A 17,014-nucleotide genomic window follows, 5' to 3' on the forward strand; every position below is an offset into this window, starting at 1 on the left:
GAGACGATGCAACCGTTCGCGCTCAACTACGCACGTCCGGCAGCGGAGTTGGAAGCCACCACTCCGTACGTCTATGACTCCGGGCGGCAGTTGAACGTGCTGTTCGACGGGCGGATCGCCGCCCGCGACCACGCCCTGATGAGGGAACTGGGGACCACGACCTCAACCGCGGGCTCCAAGACCCACTTCGACGACTGAACACGGTCCGGCCCATATGACCGTGTTGATTCTGACCCGCGAAGAGGACGTGACCGCCGACATGGTGGTCGTGCACCTCAACGCCACGGGGGTTCCGGTGGTCCGGCTCGACCCGGCCGACCTCACCGACGGGGTGTCCCTGTCCGGCGAGTTCGTGCACGGCACGTTCCGCGGCCATCTGTCGGCCGGGGGGCGGCTGGTGAGCATCGGGGGGCTGCGGTCCGTCTGGGTGCGCCGGCCGGGGGTCCCGGCCGCGCGGGCGGCGACGCCGTCCGCCTGGTTGACCGAGGAGGCCTCGCAGGCGCTCTACGGCATGCTCCGCGGCTGCGACGCCCGTTGGATGAACCACCCCGACGCGGCCCGCCGGGCCCGGCACAAGCCCTGGCAGCTCCGGCTGGCGCAGCGCTGCGGCCTGCCGGTGCCGGCCACCCTCATCACGACGTTCCCGCAGGCCGCCCGCGAGTTCGCGGAACGCTATCCGGACCTGGTGGTCAAGCCGGTCTCCGGTGCGCATCCGCAGGACCCGCCCCGGGCGGTGCCGACCAGCCGGGTCGCCCCGGACACCGACTTCTCAGCCGTCGCGTTCGGTCCCACGCTGCTGCAGCGCCGGGTCGCCAAGAAGGCGGACATCCGCCTCACGGCGGTGGGCGAGCGGCTGTTGGCGGCCCGCAAGGCCGTCGCCGAGGACGCGCACCCCGACGAGGTCGACGTGCGGTTCGCGCGGGACGACGCCCCGTGGCGTCCCGTCGAGGTGCCCCCGCGTCTGGCCTCCGCGGTGCGGGCCTACCTCCGGGACGCCGAACTCGCCTACGGCGCCTTCGACTTCGCCGAGGACGGGGACGGGATGTGGTGGTTCCTCGAGTGCAACCAGTCGGGGCAGTTCGGCTTCGTCGAGGTGGACACGGGCCAGCCCATCGCGCACAGCGTCGCCGGGTGGCTGGCCCGGCCGGGCCCGTCGGCGGCCGCGGTGCCACACCAGCGGCGCCGACGCGGCGGCGCGCTGAGCGCTGATCAGTAGGGTCGCGGGCCGGGCAGGGCGGCACGCTGCCAGCCCGCGCCCGGGGCCGCCGGGCGGTCGGCCGGGTGGGGGGAGCCGAGGGAGGACTGCAGCGGTCGCATGACGTACTCCAGCTCCCTGGTCACCCGCTCGGCCTCCCTGCGTGTCTGGAGGGGGATGTCGCCGCGCTCCGCGACGAGTCGGTCGTAGATGGGGGAATCCTGGAACACCCGTCACGCGCCTTTCGTGTCACTGCCCATGCAGTTGGGCACGACTGTCGAGTGTAGGCGCCCCCGCCCACCGGCACGCACATTCGGTCGGAGGGCTTGACGCCGAGGCCGCTCGCCGTGTGCGGTCAGGCGCCGGTCGTGAAGCCGGGCCGGACGATCATGAGGACGGTGACGGTCGCCCACAGCAGGTTGAAGACTCCGGTGAACATGGCGAGTCGGCCGGCCCGCGTGGGAATGAGCGAGCGCACCTTCGGCCGGCGTTTCCGCGAACAGACGGGCACCACGCCGTTGCAGTGGCTGCTGCGGGCGCGCGTGCGACGGGCCCAGTACCTGCTGGAGAACAGCGACCACCCGGTGGAACGGATCGCGCGACAGGCGGGGTTCGGTTCACCGACCGCCTTCCGCGAACGATTCCGCCGGGTGGTCGGCACCACTCCGCAGTCCTACCGCGCCGCGTTCCACGGAAGGAACGCGAGGAACGCGACGTCGAACGCCGTCCCGGCAGTACGCCCCCGGGGCAGACCGTAGGCCTGCCCGGCCCGGCGGCTGCCGGGACGGCACGGTGTCACACGGCCAGCCGCAGTCCGCTGTCGCCGTCCGGGTCGGTCGGGACGACCGGCGTGCGCCCGCCCTCGACGAGCAGGGCGTCGGCCTTGGCGACCGCGTCATGGATGTCGGTGCTGCCCATCATCACGCACAGCGTGTAGCTGACGTCCTCCAGTTCACGTGCCGTGGCCTCCCTTTCCCTCTCTGCCTGCGCGATCCGCAGCGATGCGTACCGAGTCAGCAGCTTCCTGACGACCTTCGGGTCCGGAACGAGCACGTAGCGCCCCTCTCTCGATTTTCGCTCCGTATGCCCGAACCACGACAGACCATTCACATCCGATGCCGAAGGGGGCGCATTTGGCGCGATTTCGTTACCTCCCGGCCTGCGCCCCCGTACGCCGTCAGCGGCGGCACAGAGGTGCGGCGGTGCGGCGGGCGGGGCGTGCCCGCCGACCAGGGTGTCCAGTGCCTGCGACAGCCGGTCGACGCGGTGAGGGTGCGCCGGGGCGGGTGACGGGCGCGCCTAGTCGCCCAGCGTGCGGGCGAGTTCGGTGGTCGCCCGGGCGATCTCGGCGTCGTCCTCGGCCATCAGCCGCCGTAGCGCGCCGCGCCGGTCGCGGACGGCCTGCCGCGCCTCGCGCTCCCACACGACCGGGTTCTCCCGGTGGTTGAGCAGCTTGGGATAGACGGCGGCCGTGCTCTCCCACTGACGGGCGTCGGCGATGCTCTTGAGCAGCTGGATGATCTCCGCACGGCAGGTCACGTGGGGTGACTGGGCCAGCTCCCAGAGGAAGGGGACCGTCGCGGCGGTGGCCTGCTCGACCACGAAGCCGTACTGGCAGATCCGCGCCCGCAGGTCGGCGAGGGCCGACCGGGCGGTCTTGGGATCACCCCAGGCGACGCTGCCCAGCAGGAGGGGGATGGCCGCGGCGCAGCCGGTGGAGTCCTGTATGTCCCGCCACGGCACGCGGTCCAGTGCCATGAGGGGGGTGGCCTTGGCCACCCCGGTCGGCGGCAGGCAGTCATCGGCGCGCTCGGTGCTCGGGAGGTGCGTCGGAGCGGTGCGCATGGCGTGGGGCCTTTCCGCGGCAGTCATGTCGGAGGGTCGGGTCAGGGGGGAGGGCAGGTCGACAGCCTGGCCCAGACGGTCTTGCCGGCCGGGGGCCGGAGGGTCCAGCCCCACTCGTCCGCCAGGGCGTCGACGATGAGCAGCCCGCGTCCGTGCTCCCGCAGGTCGGGGGCGTCGGCCGTGCACCTGGGTGTGTTCTCGCCTTGGTCGGAAACGGTGAGCACGACATGGTCGGGGCCGAGCAGGAGTCCCAGCCATACCTCGGTGTCACCCGCCGGCGAGCGCGGCACGGCGTGCGCCACGGCGTTGGCGGCCAGTTCGGTGATCACGAGGACCGCGTCGTCGCTGTGGTGCTCGAGCGACCAGCCACGCAGGGTGTCGCGGGTGAAGGCCCGGGCCAGGGCGAACCCCTCCCCGCTGCATCTGATGCGCAGTGCGGCGGAGTCGGGCACGCCGCCCGGGGACACGGGGCGCGAGGACGAGAGCACGCTCGGGTCGACCGGTCGCGGTCGCGGCGGAGGCCCACCGGTCACGGTCGCCGCTCCACCTGCTCCCGGCGCAGCCCGACCAGGCTCCCTGAGCACATGTTTCGCAGGTGATGACACGGCATCTCCCTGATGCGACGTCAAGACGGTGCGCCTCCCCGGGGGTTGACGCCGCAGCTATTATCCACGCTGAAGGCGCTCGCGTGCAATTGCACGAGAAATTGCACGCAAAAACCGGTGGGGCGGGAGGGGCCGATGACACCCCGGTCCGGCCCGACCCGAGAGCCGTGGACGGCGCCCGCGAAAGAACGTGAACAGCTAGGAGAGTGTGGTGCCACCAGTGCAGAACGGAGTGCGGGCCAGCTCGTTGGACGCCCGCTGGATCAAGAGCAGGCACAGCAACGCCGAGGGCAACTGTGTCGAAGTGGCCACTCTGGTCGACGGGGGCGTCGCCGTGCGCAACTCCCGTTACCCCGACGGGCCCGCCCTGGTCTACACGCCGGCCGAGGTGGCGGCGTTCGTCGCGGGCGCGAAGGAGGGCGAGTTCGACCACCTGCTGTGAGGGAGTTCGGCCTCCCTGCCGTGAGCTCCCCGACCGGAGGGGTCAACTCCCTTCTGTACACGGGCGGATGCGTTGCGACACGATGGGGTGCGATAGTGTAAGTCGTCTCTATGCCGGTTCACTGGGAGTCTTGATGTCCGCCGAGTCGCAGCGCATCTCCCGACTGCAGCCGTATCTGGACCGGCCCGAGCCGGCCCCCACCCTGCTGAAGATGCTGGTCGGCGTGCAGTTGGCGGGTTTCCGCGAGGATGCCCGTCTGTCCCAGGAGCAGGCGGCGCGGGCCCTCGGGTTCAGCCCGGCGAAGCTGTCGCGCATCGAGTCGGGCAAGGGCCGGCGGCCCCCGGCGGAGGTCGACGTCCGCGCACTGCTGGAGCTGTACGGCACCGAGGACTACGAGGTTTCGGTGCTGCTGAAGTTGCTGCAGCGTGCCGGTGAGCCGGGATGGTGGCAGCGTTACGACAAGCGGCTGATGCCGGAGTGGTTCGACCGGCTGGTCGGCCTGCAGGAGGCGGCGGCCGCGATCCGCACGTTCGAGATCCAGTACGTGCCCGGACTGCTGCAGACCCCGGAGTACACCCGGGCGGTGGTGGAGCGCGGTCTGCCTGCCGCGGCCGCCGGCGAGGTCCGGCGTCGGGTGGAGCTGCGCACCCGGCGGGCGGAGCTGTTGCTGCGCGCGGACGCGCCGCAGCTGTGGGCGGTCATCGACGAGTCGGTCCTGCTGCGTGTCCTGGGCAGCCGTGACGTCATGCGGGAGCAGCTCCAGCACCTCGTGCGGATGGCCCAGCGTCCCAACGTGACCGTGCAGATCGTGCCGTTGGACGTCACCAACGCCTCGGCGCCGTCCATCCCGATCACGTATCTCCGCTTCGGCGGCCTGGACCTGCCCGACGTCGTCTACCTCGAGCACATCAAGAGCGCGAACTTCCTCGAGGACCGCGACGAGACGGAGGAGTACCGGCTGGCGCTGGACCGCCTGGCCGACGAGGCACTCGAACCCCGTGACTCCCTGAAGCTACTGCGCGAGACGATGGAGCAGCGCTACGGCGCGTGAGACGGAAAACGCCCCTCGACGCACTGTCGAGGGGCGTTCGTGTTCTCCGGGCGGTGACTGTGCCCTAACGGAGTCGACCCACGCCGCCGAACTCGATCCACTCGTGGGTGAGCTGACGGGGCGCCACCTCCGAGTCCGGACGCCAGGTGGATACCTCGACCAGGCCAGGGTCGAGGATGTCCAGACCCTCGAACCACTCGGCGACGTCCTTCGGTTCACGGACCCGGCCCCAGTGGCCCTGGGTCGCCTGGTCCATGAAGTCGGTGACGAACTTGCGGACCTCGGGGTCCTCGCTGACCAGCTGGCACATCAGCATGAAGCTGCCGGGCGCCAGACGGTCGGCCACCCGGCGGGCCAGGGCGAGGGGGCCGTCCGTCTCGCTGTCGGGGATGCAGTGCATCACCGAGTTGAAGAGCACCGCGACCGGCTGGTCGAAGTCGATCAGCCGCTGCGTCTCGGCGTGCGAGAAGATCGCCTCGGTCTCGCGCATGTCCGCGTGGATGACCGCGGTACGTTCGTCCTGCTCGAGCAGCGCGCGGCCGTGGACGAGCACCATCGGATCGTTGTCGACGTAGACGACGCGCGACTCGGGGTCGATGCGCTGGGCGACCTGGTGGACGTTGTCCTGGGTCGGCAGGCCGGATCCGTGGTCCAGGAACTGCCGGATCCCGTGCTCCGCCGCCAGCGTCTTGACCACCCGCTGCAGGAAGCGCCTGTTGTTCACCGCCAGTCGGCGCGTGCTGGGGACGACCTTGTCGAGTTCCTCGCACGCCGCCCGGTCGGCCGCGTAGTTGTCCTTGCCGCCCAGATAGTGGTCGTACATACGGGCGGCCGTCGGCACCGTGGCGTCGATCGACGTGGACAGCTTGTTACCGGTCTCCATCTTTCCCCCAGCTTCGTGCCACGCCAACTGGCCCGGCAGGACAGGGAGTCCATCCTAGGGACCGGACGTTTGCCGATGCCAGTCCACGTCCGGTCCGTCCGGGTAAGAACGCCACGAGAGCCGCCGATGAAACGGTTCTGCGCTCAGGCGGCGTCCAGTTCCGCGAGTTCGCCCGCGGTGAGGACGAGGTCGACGGCCGCGGCCGAGTCGCGGATCGTCTCGGGCCGGCTCGCGCCCGGGATGGGCACCACGACCGGCGACTTGGCGAGCATCCAGGCCAGGCACACGCGCTGCGGGCTGACCCCGTGAACCTCGGCGATCCTCGCGAACGGGGCGTGGGCCGAGCCCAGTTCACCCGCCCGGGAGATGCCGCCGAGCGGGCTCCAGGGCAGGAAGGCGATGCCGAGTTCGTCGCACAGGCGCAGTTCGGGCTCGCTGGAGCGGAAGGCCGGGGAGAACTGGTTCTGTACGGCGACCAGTCGGCCGCCGAGGATTCTGTTCGCCTGCCTGATCTGTTCCGGGTCGGCGTTGGAGATCCCCGCCATGCGGATCTTCCCCTCGTCGAGGAGTTCGCGGATCGCGCCGAGGGACTCCGCGTACGGCACCCTCGGGTCGGGGCGGTGGAACTGGTAGAGGCCGACGGCCTCCACGCCGAGCCGGGTCAGCGAGGCCTCACAGGCCTCCTTGAGGTGGCGGGGGCTGCCGTCCCGGGTCCAGCTGCCGTCGCCGGGACGCAGGTGCCCGCCCTTGGTCGCGACCAGCACCTCAGCGCCCCGGTCGTGCGAGGCGAGGGCCTTGGCGATCAGGCTCTCGTTGTGACCGACCTCGTCGGCGTGGAGGTGGTAGGCGTCGGCGGTGTCGATCAGGGTGAGGCCGGCGTCGAGGGCCGCGTGGATCGTGGCGAGGGAGCGCGCCTCGTCCGGCCGCCCCTCGATCGACATGGGCATCGCGCCCAGGCCGATCGCGCTGACTTCGACGTCACCGATGCGGCGAGTGTGCATGGCTCGTGACCTCTTTCGGCTCTCGCGCGGTACGGAAGGCGTCGTCGCGCCGGGCGGGGGCGCGGCGGCGCGGGACGGTCTCCAGCCTCGCTGGCCGGGTCACGAAGGTCCAATAGAAGAACGAGAACGGATTCAGCAGCCGGGGCGCTGAATCCCCGGCGGGCCGCTCCCTGCTCATCCGGTCGTCCGGCACCGAGCCGCCCCGGCCCCTGCAGGTCGGCAGGGGCCGGGGCGGCTCGGTGCCGGACTCAGGAGCTGCGTGAGGCCAGGTACTCCTCGACTCCGGGAGCCCGGTGCGCCTCCTCCACGCCCACGAGTCCGCCGACCGCCTTCCGGTCGGGCCGCAGCACGTAGGTGGACAGGCTCGCGGGGCGGGCGACGTCGGAGAAGTCCTGCGGGCTGCCGAGACCGGTGTCGGCGTTCTTCTGCGCGCGATGGGCCGCGACCACGTCCTCGCGGGCCAGGCTGCCCGCCTCGCAGGCCTTCTTCAGGTCGGCGCCCAGGAGCTGGGCGGCGTTGTACCCGGACAGCACTCCGGAGTCGACCGGGGAGCCGGGGTACTTCTTCTCGTACGCGCTGACCATGCGGCGTACCCCGGGAAGTTCGGAGCTGACCGCCGGGGCGGCGCTCACCACGTGCAGCATGCCCTCCAGTGCGGCCGCCGCGGGCGTCTTCATGAGCTGGGGCGCGTAGCCCGGTGCGCTGCTGACGATCGGCACGCGCAGCCCCCGGGAGGCGGCAACCCCGGTCAGCGAGGCCGTCTGGGCCGGGCCCGCGCTGATCAGGACGGCCTTCACGCCCGCCTTGCGCAGCGCGGACACCTGCGCGGACAGATCCGTGTCGGTCGCCTTGATCTTCTGGTCGACGATCTTCAGGCCGGCCTGCTCCGCCGCCCAGCGGGAGCCTTCCAGCGCGTTGGTCCCGTAGTCGCCCTCGAAGTACACGTGGCCGATCGTGTCGCCCTTGCCGAGTTTCTTCGCGCGGGTGAGGAAGTCGACGGCGGCGATCATGTCGACGTCGTAGGTGGTGCCCAGTACCTGCACGGAGTCCTTGCCGAGCAGGGAGGCCGCCCAGGCCTGCGGGAAGGTCAGCAGGCGGTCACGCTCGATGTCGTCGAGGAGCGCGGCGACCACGGGCGACCCGATGACCTGGGGCAGCGCCACCACGTCCGCCGAGATGTCGGCGTAGGCGGCGACGGCCTTCTGTACGTCGTAGCCGTGGTCCTTGACGACGATCTCGACGTCCCGGCCGCAGACGCCGCCCTTGGCGTTGGTCTCGTCGGCCCACATCTTCTGGGCCTGCACGATGCTCTTGCCGAGGGTGGCGTAGGGGCCGGTCAGATCGGTGAGCGCGCCCAGCCGGACGGTGTCGTCGGTGACACCGGGCCCCGCCTTCACGCCGTCGGCCGCGTCGCCGGTGCTCTGATCACCGGCCTTGGAGCTGCAGCCCGCCATCAGCAGGGCCACGGCCACGGCGGTGGCGATCCCGGTGAGGCGGCGGTTGCTGTGGTGCGTGACGTTCACGGGGTGTGCTCCTTGGCTCGTACGGCTGGGGTGGACGCGGGGGATGAGGTCGGGGTGCGCGGTGGACGTTCGCGGGGCCGCCGGGCGCGCAGGCGGCGGGTCACACCGCGCAGGCCGTCGGGCGCGTACAGCAGGACCAGGACGATCGCGGCGCCGTAGAGGTAGCGGGCCGCCTCGGTGGGGCCGACCGCGCCGTCCGCCGCTCCCGGCGCCGCGACCAGGGGGAGCTGGTCGGCGTAGCGGGCCATCAGCAGGGGCAGCGCGGTCACGAAGACGGCTCCGGCGGTGGCTCCGGCCACGGAACCGAGACCGCCGACGACGATCATGGCGAGATAGTCGACGGACAGTGCCAGGGCGAAGTAGTCCGGTACGACACGGCGGAACGCGAGGGCCAGGAGCACTCCGGCGAGGCCCGCGTACATCGAGGACACCACGAAGGCCGCCGAGCGGTACCGGGCCACGTGCACGCCCATCACCGCCGCCGCGGTCTCGCTGTCGCGCAGCGCCGCGAGGGCACGGCCGGGGCGGCCGCGCAGCAGGCCGCGGGCCGTGAACCAGGTGAGTGCGAACAGGGCCAGGCCGAGGTACCAGAGCCGTTCCGCGGACCCGAACGGCACGCCGAGCAGGACCGGTTGGGGATCGGAGTCGGTGAAGCCCGGCAGTGGCGGGACCGAGCGGCCGTTGAATCCGCCGGTGACGGAGTCCGCGGTCAGCAGGACGTGGTGGCCGAGGAACACCAGCGCGAGTGTGGCCACGCCCAGGTAGATGCCGCGCACCCGGCCGGCGACGGGGCTGAACAGCCCGCCCGCCGCCCCGGCGAGCAGCACGGCCAGCACGAGGGCGAGCGCGGGCGGGAGACCCGGGCCCGGCTCACCCGCGAGCCACACGTATCCGTACGCGCCCACGGCGAGGAAGAAGGCGTGGCCGAGGGAGAGTTGTCCCGCGGTCCCGGTCAGCAGGCCGAGGCCGACGGCGCCGATGGCGGCCGCCAGGGAGAACAGGCCGATGCGCAGCCAGAAGGCGTCCAGGTAGAAGGGCAGGACGCACAGGACGACGACGGGAAGGAACCTTCTCCCCCAGAGCCGGGCCCGGGCGCGGATCATGGGATCAGACACGTGCCGCTCCCTTCGTGCCGAAGAGGCCGGTGGGCCGCACGAGCAGCACCAGCACCATCACGGCGTACGGGGCGACGTCGCCGAACCCCTCGCCCAGGACGTGCAGTTCGGACTGGTAGCCGGCGACCAGAGCCTCGGTCAGGCCGATCAGCATGCTGCCGGCCAGGGCACCGGCCGGTGAGGTCATACCGCCGAGGATCGCGGCCGGGAAGGCCTTGAGGGCGATCTGCCCGGTGGTGCGTTCCAGCCCCGGCGCCGGGAACGCGACCAGGAACACGGCGGCCAGCGCGGCGAGGGCGCCCGCCAGGCACCAGGCGAGGGCGCGCACCCGGGACAGCCGTACGCCCATCAGGGCGGCCGCCTCCACGTCCTCGGCCGCCGCCCGCAGGGACAGCCCCCAGGCGGTGAACCGGAACAGGGCGAAGACCGCGCCGATGACCACGGCCGAGACGACGACCGCGGCGAGCCTGCTGTCGGCGACGGTGACCGGCCCCAGGTCGCGCACCGAGTCGCCCCAGGGGTCGCCCAGGGACAGCAGGTCGCCTCCGATCCGCCGGGCCAGGTCGGTGACCAGGACGATGTCGATGCCGATGGTCACGATGGTCTGCACATGGGCGGCGTGCGGATCGGGTTCGCCGCGCTGGAGCAGGAGGCGGTCGAGCGCTCCGGCCACGGCCGCCGTCACCAGCACGGCGAGGGCCAGGGCGCCGGCGAAGCCGAGGTCGTCGTGCCAGACCGCGGTGAGATAGCCGCCGAGCAGGAGCAGGGAGCCGTGAGCGAAGTTCAGTACGCCCGACGCCTTGAAGATGACGACGAAGCCGAGGGCCACGAGGGCGTAGACCGAGCCGAGGGCAAGGCCGTTGAGGAGGTTGTCGAGGAGGCCGGTCATGCCACGTCCTCCTGTGCCGTGTCGGTGCCGAGGTAGGCGCGCAGCACCTCGGGGTCGCCACGGACCTCGTCGGGCGTGCCGTGGGCGATGCGGCGGCCGAAGTCGAGGACCGTGACCTCGTCGGCGAGGCGCATGACCAGGCCCATGTCGTGCTCCACGAGGACGACGGACAGGCCGAGTTCGGCGCGGACGTCCCGCACGGCCTCGGCGGTCCGGGCGCGCTCGGCTGCGTTCATGCCGGCCACGGGCTCGTCGAGCAGCAGCACGCTCGGTTCCAGGCACAGGGCCCGGGCGAACTCCACGCGCTTGCGGTCGCCGTACGACAGCAGCGCGACCGGTGTGTCGAAGTGCGCCTCCAGTCCGGTGAGTTCGGCGATCTCACGGGCCCTCGCCAGGTGTTCGCGCTGTTCGCGCACGACCCACGGCAGGCGCAGGGCGCTGGCGGCGAAGCCCGCGCGGGAGTGCAGGTGGCGGCCGAGCATGAGGTTGTCGGCGACGGTTCCCTCCGTGGTGACGATGTTCTGGAACGTCCGGGCCACGCCCAGGGCGGCGATCCGGTGCGGGGCGAGCCGGGACAGTTCCGCGTCACCGAGCGTGACGTCGCCGGCGGCGGGCCGGCACAGGCCGGACAGGACGTTGAAGCAGGTGGACTTGCCCGCGCCGTTGGGTCCGATGAGCGCGTGCACCGAGCCGGGGGACACGGTGAAGGACACATCGTCGAGCGCGGTGAGTCCGGCGAAGCGCACGGTGACGTCCCGTACCCGCAGCACGGGTGGTCCGGCGGTTCGAGAACGGGGTGCGGGGGTGCTCACGCGACCCCCTGGCCTGCGTCGGACGGGCGGTCGGTGCCGGTCTCCTCGCCGAGGTAGAGGCGACGCACCGCGTCGGTGCGGGCCAGTTCGCCGGCGGGGCCGGACAGCCGCACCTCCCCCACTTCCAGGACGTGGGCGTGGTCGGCGAGCGAGAGCGCCATGCCGGCGTTCTGTTCGACCAGCAGGACGGCCGTGCCCTGGGCGTTGATCTCGCGGACGACCTCGGCGATCCGGTGCACCATCAGCGGCGCGAGGCCCAGCGAGGGTTCGTCGAGCAGCAGCAGGCGGGGGGCCGCCATCAGGGCGCGGCCGATGGCCAGCATCTGCTGTTCTCCCCCGGACAGCAGGCCGGCGGCCTGGTGGGTGCGTTCGGCGAGCCGGGGGAAGAAGGCGAACACCCGCTCGCGGCCGGCGCGGACCAGTGCCGGGCTGCGCCGGCCGAGTCCGAGGCCGCCGCTGCGGAGGTTCTCGTCCACGGTGAGCCCGGCGAACACCCGCCTGCCCTCGGGCACCTGGACCACTCCGGCGCGGACGGCGGCGACCGGGTCCCGGCCGTCGAGCGCCGTGTCGCCGTAACGGATCCGCCCGCCCGTGATCGCCCCGCGGTGCAACCGGAGCGTGCCCGACACCGCACGCAACAGGGTCGACTTCCCGGCGCCGTTGGCACCGAGCAGGGCGACGACGCCGCCGTGCGGGACGGTCAGGGACACGGAGCGGAGGGCGGACAGGGCCCGGCCGTACGTCACGTCGAGTTCCTCGACGTGCAGGGCGGGTTCCTCGGCCGGTGGACTTGCGGGCATCGCGGCTCCTCGTATCCGTGCCGGGGGGCACGGGCTGCGGGGGAAGGGGAGCTCACGACAGCACGGGCGTCGGCCGCCGGTACAGGACTTGGGGCGCGGTCGCTGCGCCGTCCCAGTGCCCGCCCCTACCCCCTGTGCGGGCGCCCAGGGGATACGGGGACGGCGGTGTCCTCAGGGGCGCAGCAACCGGTGGGCGGTCAGGGCGAGACTGATCTCCACGAGGTCCGTCGGCCGGGCCAGCGAGCGTCCTGTCAGGTGCTCACAGCGCCGCAGCCGGTTCAGGACGGTGTTGCGGTGGCAGTAGAGCCGCTCACCGGCCCGCTGGGCCGAACCGTCGCAGTCGAGCCAGGTCGCCAGCGTCTCCAGCAGCACCTCCCGGTCGCCCGGCTCCAGCCGCAGCAGCGGGCCGAGCACCCGGTCGGCGAGGGTGGTGCCGAGGTCGGGACAGGAGACGACGAGGGCGGCGGGCAGGTGCTCCGCCAGCCGGACCACTCCGCCGCCCGGGGCACAGATGCCGAGCGCGACGTCGGCCTGCCTGCGGGCGTCACCGATGCCGGCCAGTCCCTCGACGACGCCGCCGACACCGATCCTCGCCAGCGCGGCGGCGCCCTCCGGGGGTGGCTCCGGCTCCGGCGCGTCACCGGCGCCGATCAGGACGATTCCGTAGTCCGCCTCCACGCCGGTGTGCCAGTGGACCCGTGCCCCGCCGGGCACGGCCGCGGCCCGGGCGTCGGCGCAGACGGCGGGATCGGGGCCGGCGAGGGCGACCACGGCGTACCGACCGTGCTCGGGCAGGTCGAGGACCTGGGCGGCCTCGGGCAGGTCGGCGATGCGGCTGGTGCCGTCGAGCAGGGCGGTGGCCAGCAGCCGTACCCGGTTCTCGCGCCGCCAGGCCAGCTGCCGCTCGACCTGCCGGTAGGCGTCCGCGACGAGGGTGCAGTGCTCGTCGACGAAGTTCCAGACGTCGGACGCCACGTGGACGAGCAGGCGTACGTCCTCCGGCGCGGCCCGGGAGGTCTCCTCGACGAGCCCCTGCCACACCAGCGAACCGCCCAGGCGGAACGCGTGCAGCAGGGCGTCCAGCGGGAGCCCCTGTTCGGCGCGGGTGGCTCCGATCTTCCACGAGCAGCGGCGGGCCGCGTCGCGGGCGCTGCGCGGGTCCAGCAGCGACGCCACGCTGTGCCGCAGCGAACGGTGCACCTCCTGCCAGGTCCCGGCGGGGTCCCCGGCGAGCGCGGCGCGGTAGGCGGGCTCCTGCTCCTGCAGGGCGGCCACCAGCCGGTCGGTCAGGTCGGGCAGGTCGTCCAGCAGCACCCGGGCGGCGCGGTGCAGGACGTGCAGGGCGTCGGCGTCGGTCGACGACCGCCGGTGCCGGGTACGCGGCTGTGCGACGGGCAGCGGCGCCGGTCCCGGGCGGAGCGCTGTTCGTGGCCGTACGGCGTGGTGCATCACGGTCCTCCCCCACGTTCGGCGGCGCGGCACCTCGCCGCCGGCGGACCCACTGCCGGTCCACGGGCCGTCCCGTGGTGCCCGCCACCCGAATCGTCCTGACCCGAAGGATGACATACCGTCCGGTCGGTCCCTAGGGTCGTGCACCGGTCTGTTCCGCCTGGTCGACCATGCGCGCCAGTTCGATCCGGGAGCGCACGCCGAGTACGGCGAAGACGTTGCGCAGGTGGTAGTCGACCGTGCGGGTGCTCACCGCCAGCCGCAGTGCCACCTCCCGGTTGGTGGCGCCCTCGGCCACGTGCCGTGCGATACGCAGTTGCTGCGGGGTGAGACGGGACAACGCGTCCGTCCCCGCCGGGCAGGGGGCCGTTCCGTTGGCCCGCAGTTCCGCGCCGGTCTGCTGCGCCCACACCCGGGCGCCGCACCGCTCGAACGCGACGAGTGCGGCGCCGAGCCGGTCGCGCGCCTCGCGCGGCCTGCGACGCCGGCGCAGCCACTTTCCGTGGAGGAGCTCGGTACGGGCCCGTTCGAAGTCGCCGCCCGCCCCGTCGTGCAGGGTCAGGGCCCGGCGGTAGAGGGCGTCGGCCTCGTCCGGCGCGGCGAGCAGGGCGTGGCAGCGGGCCAGCTGGGCGGGGGCCTGCGGATCCGCGCCGAAGGCGGCCCACAGGGCGAACTCGTCGACGACCTGGGCGGCGTCGTCCGGGCAGCCCGCGCGCACGGCGGCCTCCACGTAGCAGGGGACGGCGAGCATCCACACCGCGAAGTGGCCGCGCCGCGGGCCTGGCCTGACCAGCGGGCCGAGCCGGTCGGCCGCGTCGAGGGGGCGACCGCGCCCGAGGTCGGCGCGGGCCGCCGCCCACTGCGCCAGCGTGGCCGCCTGCGTCAGACCGTGCCGACGTGCGATGGCCAGCGCGGCCGTGGCGTGCCCGGTGACCGAGGCGGTGTCCCCCTCGATCGAGGCGGCCAGGGCGAGGACGGCGTGGTGGTGCGCCGCGGTGTTGCGCTGGCCTGCCCGCAGGGCGGCGCGCAGGCCCTGGCCGGCGTGGGTGCGGGCCTGCGCGTGGCGGCCGGCGCGCAACTCGGCGTAGGCCAGGTACTCCAGGGCCTGCGGCACGAGCCCCACCGCCCCCCGGTCGCGGGCCGCCGCCAGGGCCCGGGCGCCGGCCCGGCGGGCCGCGCCCATGTCCCCGAGCAACAGCGCCGCGGCCGCCGACCGCAACAGCCCTTCCGGCTCCTCGCCGGTACGGCCGCGTTCCACCACCCGTCGCAGCGGCCCGCCGCCCGGTCGAAGCGCCCCTCCAGTACGGCCCGCATCCCGAGGGCGTGGTCCCACACCGGGTCGACGCCGACCTGCCCGGCCTCCACGCCGGCGCCGCCCGCCGCCCGAGCCCCGGCCCGCCCAGCGGCCCCGCCCAGGCCCTGCCCGGCAGCAGGGCCGACGCCGTCCCCGGTGCCAGCCGGGCCGACGGCCTCCCCGACGCCCAGTCCCCCGCCCCCTCCGACAGCCACACCCACAACCACCCCGACAACCTCACCCACGCCCTCCCCGGCGCCAACCTGCCCGGCAGCCTGGCCGACGGCCTCCCCGGCAACCTCGCCCGAGCCCTGCCCGGCCCCCTTCCTCCCGGAGTCCACCGCGAGTGCCCTGAGGCATGCCGCCCGGTCGCCCGTCGACCACGCGGCGTCCGCGGCGGCGAGTGTGGCGCGGGCCGACTGGTCGGGGGCGTCGGCGGCGAGGAGGGAGGCGGCCAGGAGGAGGGTGGCGTGGGCGTCGCCGACGGGGCCGTCGCGCAACTCGACGAGCCCTCGCACCAGTCCGCACGGCCGCGCACCCTGTCCGGTGCCGTGCCGCCGCCGGTCGCGGCGAGCAGCCGGAGCGCCCGGTGCGGGCGGCCCGCGCGTAACGCCTGCTCCGCCGCGGCGGCACACTTGCCCGCCCGGTCCCGGCCGTCCGGCGTCGGTGCGACCCCCGGGGCGAGGGCGAAAGCCCCTGCCGTCAGGCCGGTGAGGCGAGTGCCCCCGTCGTCCGTCGGGGCGTGCGCAGCTGCCGGCGGGCGTGGCAGCGGCGCGGGGAACCGTCGGCGTACCAGGGCGAGAAGCGGCGCGGGGTCGCCCTCGGCCGCCGCCTCGAGCGCCTCGCGGACGACCGGGTCGGCAGCCGGGCCGGTCGTCCCGTGGAGCAGCGCGGCCGACAGCGCCCGCGCACCGCACGTCGTGAGCCTGGGGCCCGCCGGCGGCACGGTCCTGTGTCCGGTCATTCCCGCGACGTTACTGACCCGTAATGAGAGGCGGAAGCCACACGTCCGAAAGGGTGCGCGGCTTGTGCCGGTGCCCAGCGTGCCCGGCTGGTGTCCGTGCACCGGCACAAGGCCGTCCGCGCCGTCAGGAGCCGTGCGGGCAGTTGCCCCGGTACTCCTCGATCGTCAGGCTCGGCCGGGGCAGCGGGCACAGGAACTGCTCGTAGCGGGTGTCGTTGTCGATGAACCGCTTGAGCCAGGACACGCTGTACTTGGCGATCGTCGTGTTCGACGAGTTCGGCGAGAAGTGCGTGGCGTTGTTCAACTCCAGGTAGGCCCGGTCGAGGGACGAGGGCAGGCCGGTGTAGAAGGGTTCGGCGTGGCTCGCGACCGGTGCGACCGTGTCGCCGTCCGCGCCGACGATCAGGGTGGGTGTGCTGAGCTCGGGCCAGGACTTGTCGAGGTTCCAGGGTGTGAGGGGTATCGCCGCCTGGAGGCCGGGGCGGGATTTCGCGGCCTCCAGGCTGCCGCCGCCGCCCATGGAGTGCCCCATGACGCCGAGTCGGCTGCTGTCGACGCGGCCGCGGACCGTACTGCGTTCGGTGAGGTGGTCCAGGGCCGCGAGCAGTTGACGGCCGCGTGAGTCCGGCTGGTCCAGCGTGGTGAGGGTGTCGATGGTGAAGACGACGAATCCCTGGGACGCCAGGCGCGGTCCCAGCCAGGCGATGGAGGACTGGGTGCCGGTGTAGCCGGGAGAGATCACCACGGCCCCGAAGGTTCCGTCGGCGGTGCTCGTCGGGTAGTAGACGGTGCCGCCGCCGAACCCGGTGACGACGGCGCGGGAGACGGTCGTCTCGGACACGGCGTAGGGGCCGCGCGGCGCCTCGATCGAGGTGTTGGTGGGCGCCGGGCCGCGCTCGTAGGGGTTGTCCGCCGCCTGTGCGCCGGGCGCGGCGAGACAGCCGAGCCCAGCGGTCGCGGCGATCGCCGCGAGGACCGCGGTGAGGCGGCGGGCCGTCGGGCGGCGACCGCCCGGAAGGGCCGGGCGGGAACCCCGCGGATGGGCGCTGTGCGGGTGCTGGTGCGGGTGCTGGTGCTGCTGCTGCTGCACGACGAGTCGTCCTCTCGGTCGTGGCGAACCGCCCGCCGAAAGGGGGCACACATGGG

18 protein-coding genes and 2 pseudogenes are annotated in these 17,014 nt (G+C 73.3%); 5 read left to right on the forward strand and 15 right to left on the reverse strand.

What is annotated here, in order from left to right:
* The first annotated feature begins 6 nt into the window (after window positions 1-6).
* Window positions 7-198 (forward strand): putative ATP-grasp-modified RiPP, encoded by a 192-nt coding sequence (tgmA, locus tag AQJ84_RS32450; RefSeq protein WP_030042731.1) that lies wholly within the window; start codon window positions 7-9, stop codon window positions 196-198.
* A gap of 16 nt (window positions 199-214) precedes the next feature.
* Window positions 215-1,216 (forward strand): ATP-grasp ribosomal peptide maturase, encoded by a 1,002-nt coding sequence (gene tgmB, locus AQJ84_RS32455; protein WP_051870112.1) that lies wholly within the window; start codon window positions 215-217, stop codon window positions 1,214-1,216.
* On the opposite strand, the gene AQJ84_RS32460 is transcribed toward tgmB, so the two are convergent.
* On the reverse strand, window positions 1,210-1,425 hold the full coding sequence (locus tag AQJ84_RS32460; protein WP_030042733.1) for a hypothetical protein: 216 nt from the start codon (window positions 1,423-1,425) through the stop codon (window positions 1,210-1,212). The genes tgmB and AQJ84_RS32460 overlap by 7 nt on opposite strands.
* A gap of 125 nt (window positions 1,426-1,550) precedes the next feature.
* Window positions 1,551-1,673, reverse strand: coding sequence for a hypothetical protein (locus tag AQJ84_RS44810; protein WP_259294280.1), 123 nt, complete (start codon window positions 1,671-1,673; stop codon window positions 1,551-1,553).
* Here AQJ84_RS44810 and AQJ84_RS32465 point away from each other — a divergent pair.
* Window positions 1,648-1,953 (forward strand): annotated as a pseudogene (locus tag AQJ84_RS32465) (helix-turn-helix domain-containing protein); the annotation flags it as partial. The gene AQJ84_RS44810 and the pseudogene AQJ84_RS32465 overlap by 26 nt on opposite strands.
* Window positions 1,954-1,990: 37 nt before the next feature.
* Here AQJ84_RS32465 and AQJ84_RS32470 read toward each other — a convergent pair.
* From AQJ84_RS32470 to AQJ84_RS32480, 3 genes are all read right to left on the reverse strand, one after another.
* Window positions 1,991-2,248, reverse strand: a complete 258-nt coding sequence (locus tag AQJ84_RS32470; RefSeq protein ID WP_030042735.1) for a DUF5133 domain-containing protein — start codon at window positions 2,246-2,248, stop codon at window positions 1,991-1,993.
* Between the two features lie 246 nt (window positions 2,249-2,494).
* Window positions 2,495-3,040, reverse strand: coding sequence for a hypothetical protein (locus AQJ84_RS32475; protein ID WP_030042736.1), 546 nt, complete (start codon window positions 3,038-3,040; stop codon window positions 2,495-2,497).
* Window positions 3,041-3,081: 41 nt separating this feature from the next.
* The gene (locus tag AQJ84_RS32480; protein WP_374934773.1) at window positions 3,082-3,492 is read right to left on the reverse strand and encodes an ATP-binding protein; all 411 of its coding nucleotides are present in this window, start codon (window positions 3,490-3,492) and stop codon (window positions 3,082-3,084) included.
* 364 nt (window positions 3,493-3,856) lie between these two features.
* Here AQJ84_RS32480 and AQJ84_RS32485 point away from each other — a divergent pair, with 364 nt between their 5' ends.
* Window positions 3,857-4,087, forward strand: a complete 231-nt coding sequence (locus AQJ84_RS32485) for a DUF397 domain-containing protein (protein WP_030042739.1) — start codon at window positions 3,857-3,859, stop codon at window positions 4,085-4,087.
* Window positions 4,088-4,220: 133 nt separating this feature from the next.
* Complete coding sequence (locus tag AQJ84_RS32490; protein ID WP_030042740.1) at window positions 4,221-5,138, forward strand: helix-turn-helix domain-containing protein; 918 nt, start codon at window positions 4,221-4,223, stop codon at window positions 5,136-5,138.
* Window positions 5,139-5,202: 64 nt separating this feature from the next.
* Here the strand turns inward: AQJ84_RS32490 and AQJ84_RS32495 are convergent, their stop codons facing one another.
* The 10 genes and pseudogenes from AQJ84_RS32495 to bdeA all read right to left on the reverse strand — a co-directional run bounded on the left by AQJ84_RS32495 (window position 5,203) and on the right by bdeA (window position 16,958).
* A complete protein-coding gene (locus tag AQJ84_RS32495; protein ID WP_030042741.1) occupies window positions 5,203-6,021 on the reverse strand; it encodes an SAM-dependent methyltransferase in 819 nt (272 codons plus the stop codon).
* Window positions 6,022-6,164: 143 nt separating this feature from the next.
* A complete protein-coding gene (locus AQJ84_RS32500) occupies window positions 6,165-7,022 on the reverse strand; it encodes an aldo/keto reductase (protein ID WP_030042742.1) in 858 nt (285 codons plus the stop codon).
* 248 nt (window positions 7,023-7,270) lie between these two features.
* Window positions 7,271-8,545, reverse strand: a complete 1,275-nt coding sequence (locus AQJ84_RS32505; RefSeq protein WP_030042743.1) for an ABC transporter substrate-binding protein — start codon at window positions 8,543-8,545, stop codon at window positions 7,271-7,273.
* Complete coding sequence (locus AQJ84_RS32510; RefSeq protein WP_051870113.1) at window positions 8,542-9,648, reverse strand: branched-chain amino acid ABC transporter permease; 1,107 nt, start codon at window positions 9,646-9,648, stop codon at window positions 8,542-8,544. Before AQJ84_RS32510 ends, AQJ84_RS32505 begins: the two co-directional genes overlap by 4 nt.
* Before the next feature lie 4 nt (window positions 9,649-9,652).
* Window positions 9,653-10,549, reverse strand: coding sequence for a branched-chain amino acid ABC transporter permease (locus tag AQJ84_RS32515; RefSeq protein ID WP_030042745.1), 897 nt, complete (start codon window positions 10,547-10,549; stop codon window positions 9,653-9,655).
* On the reverse strand, window positions 10,546-11,361 hold the full coding sequence (locus tag AQJ84_RS32520) for an ABC transporter ATP-binding protein (protein ID WP_030042746.1): 816 nt from the start codon (window positions 11,359-11,361) through the stop codon (window positions 10,546-10,548). The genes AQJ84_RS32515 and AQJ84_RS32520 overlap by 4 nt, the downstream gene beginning before the upstream one ends.
* Window positions 11,358-12,161 (reverse strand): ABC transporter ATP-binding protein, encoded by an 804-nt coding sequence (locus AQJ84_RS32525; protein WP_053190387.1) that lies wholly within the window; start codon window positions 12,159-12,161, stop codon window positions 11,358-11,360. The genes AQJ84_RS32520 and AQJ84_RS32525 overlap by 4 nt, the downstream gene beginning before the upstream one ends.
* 171 nt (window positions 12,162-12,332) lie before the next feature.
* Complete coding sequence (locus tag AQJ84_RS32530) at window positions 12,333-13,610, reverse strand: PucR family transcriptional regulator (protein WP_030042747.1); 1,278 nt, start codon at window positions 13,608-13,610, stop codon at window positions 12,333-12,335.
* Between the two features lie 133 nt (window positions 13,611-13,743).
* Window positions 13,744-14,939, reverse strand: a pseudogene (locus AQJ84_RS32535) (helix-turn-helix transcriptional regulator); the annotation flags it as partial.
* Window positions 14,940-15,992: 1,053 nt separating this feature from the next.
* Window positions 15,993-16,958: a bis(hydroxyethyl) terephthalate hydrolase gene (gene bdeA / locus AQJ84_RS32540; RefSeq protein WP_053190388.1), complete on the reverse strand. Its 966-nt coding sequence runs from the start codon at window positions 16,956-16,958 to the stop codon at window positions 15,993-15,995.
* Window positions 16,959-17,014 lie beyond the last annotated feature (56 nt).

It is taken from the genome of Streptomyces resistomycificus (assembly GCF_001514265.1).
GTDB lineage: Bacteria > Actinomycetota > Actinomycetes > Streptomycetales > Streptomycetaceae > Streptomyces > Streptomyces resistomycificus.

Coding starts and splice junctions, on each gene's coding strand:
- tgmA (WP_030042731.1), top strand. CDS start 7: ATGCAACCGTTCGCGCTCAACTACGCACGTCCGGCAGCGGAGTTGGAA.
- tgmB (WP_051870112.1), top strand. CDS start 215: ATGACCGTGTTGATTCTGACCCGCGAAGAGGACGTGACCGCCGACATG.
- AQJ84_RS32475 (WP_030042736.1), bottom strand. CDS start 3,040: ATGCGCACCGCTCCGACGCACCTCCCGAGCACCGAGCGCGCCGATGAC.
- AQJ84_RS32490 (WP_030042740.1), top strand. CDS start 4,221: ATGTCCGCCGAGTCGCAGCGCATCTCCCGACTGCAGCCGTATCTGGAC.
- AQJ84_RS32495 (WP_030042741.1), bottom strand. CDS start 6,021: ATGGAGACCGGTAACAAGCTGTCCACGTCGATCGACGCCACGGTGCCG.
- AQJ84_RS32500 (WP_030042742.1), bottom strand. CDS start 7,022: ATGCACACTCGCCGCATCGGTGACGTCGAAGTCAGCGCGATCGGCCTG.
- AQJ84_RS32510 (WP_051870113.1), bottom strand. CDS start 9,648: ATGATCCGCGCCCGGGCCCGGCTCTGGGGGAGAAGGTTCCTTCCCGTC.
- AQJ84_RS32515 (WP_030042745.1), bottom strand. CDS start 10,549: ATGACCGGCCTCCTCGACAACCTCCTCAACGGCCTTGCCCTCGGCTCG.
- AQJ84_RS32525 (WP_053190387.1), bottom strand. CDS start 12,161: ATGCCCGCAAGTCCACCGGCCGAGGAACCCGCCCTGCACGTCGAGGAA.
- AQJ84_RS32530 (WP_030042747.1), bottom strand. CDS start 13,610: ATGCACCACGCCGTACGGCCACGAACAGCGCTCCGCCCGGGACCGGCG.